Genomic DNA, 10,186 nt, shown 5'->3' with positions numbered 1-10,186 from the left:
TTCCTGATGGTGTACTAAAATCAATCTGTTCTTTGATGAATACTAAAGCTATTCCACGTTCTTCTAAATCCTTACCAATCTTTTGTAAATCAAATGTACTCCTAGCTAGTCTGTCTATTTTGTAAACAACCAGCTTGTCACCTTCCCTTAAATAGTCCAACGCCTTAATCAGTTCCTCACGATCACTTTTAGCACCACTTTGTTTCTCCATGAATATCTTCTCACAGCCATATTCCTTTAACTTCTCTTCCTGTAAATCTAATGATTGATCAATGGTGCTTACACGTCCGTATCCTATAATAGCCATTATGTATAACCTCTTTTCATTTGTCTAAAAGTTTATTAACTTCTGTAATTTTATTCTAGACTAACTTCTGGACATTTCGAAGGGTTATTTTGAGGGCGATGTCACTTTGACCGATAATTTGCACTTATTTCAAGTGTTATTTTGCACATCCCATTAAGAAACCCAGCTATCTTCACATGAGAAGATTAGCTGGGTTCCTTAAGATTACATCCAATCATTAACTGCTTATTGTTCAGCAATCGCTCCCGATTGTGGAAGATCTTTATGTTGTCTTGTTGAAGAGAAGCACCCAATAGTTTGAGTAGATTACTTCACAAACATAATATTAATATTAGTCTTTTTTACCAGATTCCCACTCTGTTATTGACATTCTTTTCTGCCCACATTCTTTTTTAAGCCTTTTTTCATCTTTTTTTCATCTTCTTTTAATTATTGTAATTTAAAATAAAAATGGAAAGGGGAATGAAATTTAAATGTCAACTACAAAAAAAATCGTGAATTCGTCAATTAACAAGATTCCTCAATTGACACTCCTATTCTGGATTATGAAGATTGCCGCCACAACGTTAGGAGAAACAGGCAGCGATTTAGTTACTGTACCCGGAACAGAAGATAATTACCTAATCCCATTACTGTTTTTCGTTGGTGTTTTTGCTATCTTTTTGACCATTCAATTGGTTGTTAAGAAATATGTTCCTCCTGTTTATTGGACTGTTATTTTATCAACAAGTCTTGCGGGAACAGCATTTTCTGACTTTATGGACCGTTCATTGGGACTAGGATATATGAAAGGTTCACTGTTATTAGTAAGTGTGCTGGCTATTACTTTTTTATTTTGGTATATCACTGAGCCAACATTAAACGTTAAGAGTATTGCAACAAAACGCGTTGAAGTTCTATATTGGATAGCCATTCTAGTTTCTAATACACTAGGAACAGCAGCAGGAGATTTTTTATCGCACAAAGCTTCAGGAGTCGGAACGTTAGCAGGTGGTGGTAATTATCTGGAACAAGGTTTAGGACTTACAATTGCTCAAGGCGCTATGGTTACAGGCGGGTTAATATTAATAGTTCTTTTAGCGTATTGGTTTACAAAAATAAATAGAGTGTTTTTATTCTGGTTAGCATTCGTGTTGACTCGTCCTTTCGGAGCAACATTCGGCGATTATTTGATTAAACCTCACGAAAAAGGCGGTCTAGGTTTAGAAAATGGTACAGAAATCGCTTCCGCTATTTTACTTGCCATTCTTGTTATCTGCATCATTATTCAGTTTGCAATAAGTAAATCGAAATTAGATGAATCTAATCACCAAGTGAATTAAAACTTAAAAACATAAAGGGCAACCTAAAGAGTCCTTAAAAAGCGCGGAAAGTAAATAAGAAATATTTCTTTCCGTGCTCTTTTTTTTGTTCCACAATCTGGCCCAATTGTTGAATAAAATTTAAAAAGCACATTTCATAAAAAGTTATTATTTGTTCCAAAACTCGTACCTTTTGGAAAATCTGTTTTTCCAATAAAAAAAGCCCAATTTCTCAGCATTAAATGAGAGGAATTGAGCTTTTTTCGTTACTCCATAAACGCGCCCTTTCGTATTATTCAAATCATGGCCTCATTGCAGTCTTTGAATCAACCAATAAAATGCCAGTACAAAAATAAGGCAAGACGTTGAGATCATCATTTTACGATACCATGGGAACCTTCGCAGCCATAGCAAGAAGGGAAGTAATAGGCATAGGAACATGAGCTGGCCCGCTTCCACACCTAAATTAAACGTCAGGAGTGAGCCAATCAGATTGCTCTTTGGAAGTCCCGTTTCGGCCAAAGCCCCSGCGAAGCCCATGCCGTGAATCAGGCCAAATAAGGCCGTCAATAGCCACCGCCATTTCGTCTTTTGTACAAACATATTTTCCACTGCCACATAACAGATCGTCAGGGCAATCAAGGCTTCAACCCAATGCGAACTGACCTGAATACGGTCGGTGGCCACCAAGAATAGTGTTATGCTGTGGCCGATTGTAAAAGCAGTAACAATTTCCAACGCATCCTTGAAGCGAGATGCGATTAATACTAAGGATACCAAAAACAGCAAATGATCGTATCCGGTCAAAATGTGTTCGATTCCAAGTACAAAGTATTTCCATAGGACGGATCCAATTTCAGGCTGGGGAAGGTCCTGGGGAAGGTCCTCGGAAAGGTTGATCAGAATATCTCTATTAGTGCTATCAATCATATCCTGCTGAAAATATTCCCCTGCATGGACCATGAGTACACTCGTATGAGCAGGCGCATCGTCAAACACCAGATCGTAATGAAGATTAAATTGTTCGATTTCTTCATCGGCGATAAACGTCAGGTGAAATTCCATGCCTCTTACGGCACCCTTTTGCGCCATGTTCATCGAAACCAATTCCATCGTTAAGGGCTTCGAATCCGCATCTATGCGAAGATCTTTCTGTAGATAGGATTCGATTTTTTGCGAGGCCAGTTCATCGTTCACCAGATTATCCAAGTCAGTACCGAATTGTGGAAACAAGTCTGTTTGTTCAATAAAAAGATCATAGAGAATCTCGTTCCCTTCAATGTTTAAATCCGAGTAATTCATATTTATGGAATGCGCAAGTGAAGTTGTGGCAGTCCCAAAAAATAATAAGATCATGATGATGAACATGGACAGAAATGAATGCTGCTTCATAGCGGAACCTCTTTTCATGAAATGTTAGTATTACAATCTGCAATATAGTTTATCCGGTTACGAACGTTCATTCTGCAATTTGAACATGTTGCTCGACTTATTTCAAGCTGTTCAAGAGTGTTTTTACTTGAGGGTTAAGGTTCAATTCGTTCAGAACGATCGTAAGCGCCTCTGCGCGTGTGGAGTTGCCCTTCGGATCAAATAAGCCATTGCCCTTGCCGCTGATGATTCCCGCTTTTTCCGCAACCTTGATTTGATTTGCTGCATAAGAGCTTGCGCTTGCTATATCCGCAAAGTTGCCTTTGGAAGCATCTTTGTCCACTTTACTTAAGTCCACAATACGGGATAGAATAATAACCATTTTTTTCACGGTTAATCGTTTTGTTCGGCTTGAACGTCCCGCCATCATATCCGGTAATCACTCCTGCGCTAGCAAGCTTCTCAATGGCGTCTTTACCCCCAGTGTCTGTCAATATCTTTCACAACAACCGACTGGACAACAATTAGGTCAATTTCTACACCGACGGCGCCAGCGACTGTCACATTACATATGAAATATGAGCCGGTATCCCGTTGCAGAGCGAGGAAATGCAGCTTTAGTACACCTTTGGTACTATTAATCGTCCAAATCAATAAGGGGGAGAAAATTGATCTCCCCCAGTTTCATTACCGATCCATCCTAAATTTCACTAATGTGATGACACCTGCGTGAATTCAATACAATAAATTCTTTTAAGTTAGAAGCTAATTCTTTTCAGTTTCTGTTTCAAGGACGCTAATCTCCGCAGCCGTTGCCCAGCCGTTAACACCTGCTGTTGCTTCGAGCTTGACGTACGATGCTTCTGTCGGATCAAAAGTTGCTACTTTCTCCGCATTGTCGTTTGCCCAAGTTCCGCTTGCAACTTTAGTAAAGGTCACTCCATCTGTACTTACATAAACGTTATATCCTGTAATATTTCCGTTGCTGCCTGATGGCCTTGGTAAATACGCGACCTTATCGATTGGGTAAGTTCCTCCAAGATTTAAGGTGATCGATTGGGGGAGAACATCAGATTTATCCCACTTTGTATGCCAAAAAGTTTGTGAATTTCCGTCAATCGCCATGGATGCTGAATTATTTTCACCAATCGTTTCCTGACTTGTCGCCGTTGCCGTCATTTGAGACTGAGGGATCTTATTAACCGTTACTTTAATGCTTGTTGTCAAAGGGACCGTATTGGGATTTTTCACCCCAGTTGGCAAAGTTACAGTTCCATTGACAGTGAAGGTTTGTGCAGTCTTTACAGTGGGATCATAGTTTGAAGCATCTACATTCCATGTCACATTGGCTTCTCCCCTGCCTGCATCGGTATCCAACGATACTGTCTTTGGCAATCCAAGGGCGTCCGCTGTCTTCGCCGTTCCGATTGTCAACCCTGTTATGTCAGCAGGCGCAGTGATGCTGTTTAAATTAACACTTTGAGCCTCAATGTCAATGTCCTGCGACGAACGGTTATACATGGAATCGTCGGCGAATACCCTGAGTATATATGGAGTAGTCGGCGACAAATCTGTAAACTTGTATTCCCTGTGTTCATCGAATGGTTTGTCTAGCGGCAGCGAAAGGCTGTTAAACGATTTGTCCACTTTCCCCGTGAGCTTGTTGATAAGCTGAATATTATATTCCAAAACGCGCACATTGTCATTTGCTTGCTTTATTGTAAAAGCAAGTTCATTGTTTTTGTAGGAATCGACCGTAATACCCTCTTCAAACTGCGGAGCTATGAGTTCTCTTATATCGCTCCTGCTATAGGTAAAGGCCTCTTTCCCTTCACCAACGATTTTTACAGAAGGTATGCCTACATATTCATCTGTACTTAAATTATACTGTTTGATGATAATTTTCGAACCGTAAACCTCTAAGAAATTCACGATGCGAGGTGTGGTTTTATAGTTGATATACGAGCCTTCTACATATCCGCCGTACGGACCGTCATCAATATAACTGGAATATGAACTCGCACCGCTGTCGAGAAACGTAGCCGAACCTTGATAGTGAGAACGTTCGTCGGTCGGGTCGTATTGCGTATGACCTGACATATATACCACCTGCGACAAGTCATTGTCGTCAATATATTTACCTACATTATTACTTGCCGCGCTGCTCCATCTCCCTGACCACACGGTTCCGCTTATAGGGTAGTGAGAAGATACAAATATGGGTTTGGTTGGATCGTAATCCGCTTCTGTTTTAATTTGGTTGAGTAAATTTTTGGTTTTCCCCACGGTATTGTCGTTGTTATAATTTCCGTCAAAACCCACAATATTATATCCTTTTACCTTTACCCTATAAGCACTATTAAAGAAATTGTTATCGTATGAATTCGTTGAGGCGTTCCACGCGCCTGCCGAACCGACAGGTATAAATTGTTCGGCGCCGCCCATATCATGGTTGCCTCTTACCATATAAAGCTTCGTATTGTCAAACAGACCCTCGCCTTTAAGTTTATTGTATATGTCTGTCAGATTTTTCATCCACACATATTCATTGGCGTTGTTACCACCGGTAACGTCGCCAGGAATAAAGAGTACGTCGGCCTGTGGGAATATTCTCAGTTCTGTTCTGTAATCTTTTTCAATGCGCGCGATTGTTGCGGGATTAGCACTTACTTCCGGGTCGCTGTCCACAATCATATTTAAACCGGCGGGAGTTAATGTTTTATTGCTTTTTTGATAGATGAATATGGCGTTGTTTAGTTCACGTTCGTAATAATTGATGGTTTCCTGTGTATTTAATTTTACTTTTTGCGTTGTTGCAACCGAAGTTGCCGTATTCAAAACCTTTTTCAAATAATCAAAATCGGTTTTGCTGAAGCCTTTGCCGAGACCTTTTGCTATTATTTTATTTCCCTCTGATATTGTGTCGTTAAGTGCATTCATATCTACTTTATTTACACCGTAACTCTTATAATTAGCTTGAACTACATCACTGCTAAATGCACCTTTCCAAACATTTAGATCAGCTATATCGAATGAATTACCGCCATGCTTGCCTAATCCGTCGCTACCTATATTTAATGGGTTCGAAGTATCTAAAGTTCCGACCCCCAGCGAAGTTTCAGACATTTTGTAACCATCAATATACAACGATCCGAGCATTTTATCTCTGTCTACAACAAATGTCACGTAACGCCAATCGGAAGCATTAAACGTGTCGCGCCCAAATTTTTCTGATGTGGTAGGGAATCCTAAATTCATATTGACCGAATTGGCTGATGTATAAATCGCCCAGCCTTCGTTAGAGCTCTTAGTAAAATCCTTGTTTGATAATATTACCTGATTATTGTTAGTTGCACCCTTATACCAGAAGGATGTGGTAAAACTGTCATTATCAAATTTCAAGCTATGCTTCGTACCGACATAATTACCGTCTCCGCTTTCTAAGTGCAGAGCTTTGGTCCCGGGTAATACACCGTCTACAAAACTATAATTTCCTTTCCCTTCCAAGTTCTCTTGATTTGCATCGTCCTTTAAATTATTGTCAAATTTCATCGATGCAATAAGGTGGTTGGCATTTAATACTGCGTTCGTGGGCAATGAAGTTGAAGTTTTACTGGCACCATTTCGCTTTGAAACTACAACGCGCAATTTTTTACCAATATCATTTAACGTTACGGTGTAGCTTTTGGATGTACCACTCGATTTCACATTAATATATTTATCGCTTATACGTGATTCCTGTACTTGCCATTGAAATGTTAGATTTTTGTCCTTTGAACCTTTACCCTTGATCACACTGGCGGTGATCGTTTGACCGTAAACCGGCTGCATATTGTCGATTTTGACGATTTTGTCGTTCGACTTGTTTGTAAGTGCTTCTGCGGTGGTCGATAACATAACGAATATCATCGTGAATGCGAGGGTAATAGATAAAATTCTTTTCATTACAGAAAACCTCCATATTTTAATTATTTTAAGAGTCTGTTCAAAAAGCTTGTAAAATTGAGTGAAAAACAAAACCGTAGCCAAACTTTGATGCGGAATTACTTAGAAAAGCCAAATACGATTACAGCAATGATGACAACAGAATAGGGGGAATACGTGACAATAGACACCACCTCAAAATAACATAAAAGATAACACAATCGCACAAAATACCTATTGTACAAACAAATAATACACAATCATTATTGATTTTCTGTAAAAATCGTGTAAGTTATTGTTATTTTTATGCAAAATTACACTAAAACACACAACTACACATAAAATAGCTGATAGTGATTTTATTTTTCTACTTGAAATTTGAGGAGAGAAGCTGAAATGAGATAAACTGAGTTTAAAAAACACATAAAAAAAAGGAAAGTAGACGGCTACTTTTCCTCCAAAATAATCTTATTCACAATTTCAATACCTTCTTTTTTATATTTCTGCAGTACCTTTTCGGATAGATTTGAATCAGAAATAATACGGTCAACCCTTTCAAAATGGCAGACTTTCAATAATGAGGCAACATCAAATTTACTGCTATCCGCTAGCACAATGCAACTTTGAGAATTCTCAAGCATTTTCTTTTTCACTTGGTATTCACCTAAACCGTAATCCGTCAGCCCTTCCGTCAAGGAAATACCACTGATGCTCATAAAAAAAGTATCAATGTGAAATCCTTTAAAAAATTCTTCCGCCAAAGAACCTACCAGGCATAATTCTTCATTTCGGAGTACACCCCCGGGCATCAAAATCGTATAATGAGGCATTTCAGAAAGTTCATTGGCAATGATTAAGGAATTTGTTAAAATGGTAAGTCTTTGAAACCTGCTTTTTAATTCTTTCGCCAATTCGGTATTTGTTGTGCTGACATCTAATGCAATGGATTGTCCTTCTGTAACATAATGTGCAGCAATCTTCGCTATTTCCATCTTTTCCTCAATATTTTTGGTTTCCCGCAATGAGAAATTGATTTCTTGACTGTTCGTATTATCTAAAACCGCTCCACCGCGCACCCTTCTTATATACCCTTCTTTCTCGAGATATTCAAAATCCCTGCGGATTGTTTCGGTAGACACACCAAACGTTTTTGTGATCGAAGACACCTTGACAGACTTATTTTTTCGCAAACATTCCATTATATTTTCATGACGCTCATGAGCTAACAATATTTTCACCTGCTTTAGTTATTAGGTAAATTTGGTATTTCTTAATTTTACTTATTCTATAAATAACACAAATTCGCATAAGTTCACAACCTAACTCATGTGAGATTTTTGTAAAGTTTTTACATATGGATGCGTACATACAAGCTTTCTCAGTATTTTTCCTTAGCGTATATTTTCGTTAAAATGTCGGCGGTACCGGGTACCGCCAGCAAAACGCGGATTTACAACGTTAAGATATTCAAGCATTAAAAATCCCAATCTCTCAGTGATATGAAATAATGTTCCATAAAACAGACATTTTGCTGCTAAAATTGTATAATATTGTTTGAAAAAGAAGGGCTGTGACGAATCGTGGAGAATATATTCTTTTATGAAAAAGATGACGAAGCAAACTCCCCCCTCTACAATTGAATCCCTTCAAGCTCAGGTGGCGGAACTCACCGCAAAGGTGAGGTGGTACGAGGAACAATTCCGTCTCAGCCAGCAAAAACGGTTCGGTACGTCCAGCGAAAAAACACCAGAAAACCAACTCGCTTTGGAACTGTTTAATGAGGCTGAGAAAGAATCCGATCCTGAAGTGCCCGAACCGGTTGAAACGATTGAATATCGTTTGGCTGACGAGGAACAAGCCTGTTCATGTTGTGGCAGTGCATTGCACGAAATGAGTGTGGAAATCCGCAAGGAACTGACAATCATTCCCGCAGAAGTAAAGGTGACGGAACACAAAAGATATGTATATGCTTGCCGCAAATGTGAAGCTGACGAACTATCCACACCGATTGTCACAGCGAAAATGCCGGCTTCCGCCTTTCCGAAAAGCATTGCCTCTCCTTCTATTATGGCGTATATCATGACACAAAAATATGTGGAAGGACTTCCACTTTATCGACAGGAAAAGCACTTTGAACGAATGGGCATTCACTTGTCACGCCAGACGATGGGGAATTGGCTGTTATATGGAGCTGACCAATGGTTGGGTGTTTTATATAAAAGGATGCATGAACATCTGCTGGACCGGACGGTCCTGCATGCGGATGAAACCACTTTCCAAGTTTTACGGGAACCGGGCCGGGCTGCCACTGCCAAGTCGTATCTTTGGCTATACCGTACCGGGCGCGATGACACTCCCATTATCTTGTATAATTATCAGCAAACAAGAGCTGGGGAACATCCGAAACGCTTCTTGACAGGCTTTCAAGGCTATTTGCACGTGGATGGATACAGTGGATACAACCATGTGCCGGATGTGACGCTTGTGGGATGTTGGGCGCATGCCAGACGCAAATTTGATGAAGCATTGAAGGCTTTGCCCGATTCGCAAAAAGGAAAAATGGTAAAGGCGAGGGAAGGGCTGAACTTCTGTAATCAATTGTATGCGGTCGAAAGAACGCTGAAGAATGCCGCCCCTTCGGAGCGTTATGAACAAAGGCTCCGAAAAAGCAAGCCTATCTTGGACCGTTTTTCCGCGTGGCTTCATGAACAAAAGGATCGTGTACTTCCTAAAAGTGCACTGGGCAAAGCCATCACCTATTGTTTAAACCAATGGAAGCATCTTGAAGCTTTTTTATTGGATAACCGTCTGGAAATCGATAACAATCGTAGCGAACGTTCCATAAAACCGTTTGTGATTGGAAGAAAGAACTGGATGTTTTCCAATACACCGAGAGGTGCCAAAGGAAGCCCATTATGTACAGTCTGGTTGAAACGGCAAAAGAGAATGGACTGAGCCCCTACCATTATCTTCGGTACTTGTTTGAGATTAAGCCCAATATCTATCTATCGAGCAAAGAAGAAGTCGAACGCATTCTGCCATGGTCACAGGACCTGCCATCCATATGTAGGGTGCCTAGCCCTAATAAATGAAAGAATAAAAATAGACCTAAAAAATCAATTTTATGATATCTTTAGGTCTATTTGTCGTTTACTTTTAAAGGGATATCATTAAACACAATTTACCCCCATTTCTTGAAGACCGATTACTCTATCTCTTCTAAAAAGGAATTTCCAACCGTACCTACGTTTCGGATTTCTCCTTGTACCTCTATATTTACAGG

7 protein-coding genes and 1 pseudogene are annotated in these 10,186 nt (G+C 39.7%); 2 read left to right on the top strand and 6 right to left on the bottom strand.

The genetic code is table 11. The annotated features are described in order from the left end of the window. Window positions 1-307 (bottom strand): recombinase family protein (locus AC1DUW_RS14605; protein ID WP_477642821.1); only part of this gene is annotated, 307 nt, incomplete at its 3' end. Between the two features lie 473 nt (window positions 308-780). Between AC1DUW_RS14605 and AC1DUW_RS14600 the strand changes: the two genes are divergently transcribed. Next, window positions 781-1,629: a COG4705 family protein gene (locus AC1DUW_RS14600; RefSeq protein ID WP_477642820.1), complete on the top strand. Its 849-nt coding sequence runs from the start codon at window positions 781-783 to the stop codon at window positions 1,627-1,629. A 288-nt stretch (window positions 1,630-1,917) separates the two neighbouring features. On the opposite strand, the gene AC1DUW_RS14595 is transcribed toward AC1DUW_RS14600, so the two are convergent. From AC1DUW_RS14595 to AC1DUW_RS14575, 5 genes are all read right to left on the bottom strand, one after another. Beyond that, window positions 1,918-3,000: a HupE/UreJ family protein gene (locus AC1DUW_RS14595; protein ID WP_477642819.1), complete on the bottom strand. Its 1,083-nt coding sequence runs from the start codon at window positions 2,998-3,000 to the stop codon at window positions 1,918-1,920. A 97-nt stretch (window positions 3,001-3,097) separates the two neighbouring features. Continuing rightward, a complete protein-coding gene (locus AC1DUW_RS14590; protein ID WP_477642823.1) occupies window positions 3,098-3,361 on the bottom strand; it encodes an S-layer homology domain-containing protein in 264 nt (87 codons plus the stop codon). Beyond that, a complete protein-coding gene (locus AC1DUW_RS14585; protein WP_477642822.1) occupies window positions 3,324-3,422 on the bottom strand; it encodes an S-layer homology domain-containing protein in 99 nt (32 codons plus the stop codon). The genes AC1DUW_RS14590 and AC1DUW_RS14585 overlap by 38 nt, the downstream gene beginning before the upstream one ends. Before the next feature lie 322 nt (window positions 3,423-3,744). Then, complete coding sequence (locus tag AC1DUW_RS14580) at window positions 3,745-6,924, bottom strand: discoidin domain-containing protein (protein WP_477642818.1); 3,180 nt, start codon at window positions 6,922-6,924, stop codon at window positions 3,745-3,747. Window positions 6,925-7,349: 425 nt separating this feature from the next. Then, entirely contained in the window at window positions 7,350-8,132 is a 783-nt protein-coding gene (locus AC1DUW_RS14575; RefSeq protein WP_477642817.1) for a DeoR/GlpR family DNA-binding transcription regulator, read from the bottom strand. 370 nt (window positions 8,133-8,502) lie between these two features. On the opposite strand from AC1DUW_RS14575, the pseudogene tnpC reads away from it, so the two are divergent. Beyond that, window positions 8,503-9,995: pseudogene (gene tnpC / locus AC1DUW_RS14570) on the top strand (IS66 family transposase). The last annotated feature ends 191 nt before the right edge of the window (window positions 9,996-10,186 follow it).

Source organism: Peribacillus sp. P4_C12 (assembly GCF_056402095.1).
This window is presented reverse-complemented; position numbering and strand designations above follow the sequence as displayed.

Coding starts and splice junctions, on each gene's coding strand:
- AC1DUW_RS14600 (WP_477642820.1), top strand. CDS start 781: ATGTCAACTACAAAAAAAATCGTGAATTCGTCAATTAACAAGATTCCT.
- AC1DUW_RS14590 (WP_477642823.1), bottom strand. CDS start 3,361: ATGGTTATTATTCTATCCCGTATTGTGGACTTAAGTAAAGTGGACAAA.
- AC1DUW_RS14580 (WP_477642818.1), bottom strand. CDS start 6,924: ATGAAAAGAATTTTATCTATTACCCTCGCATTCACGATGATATTCGTT.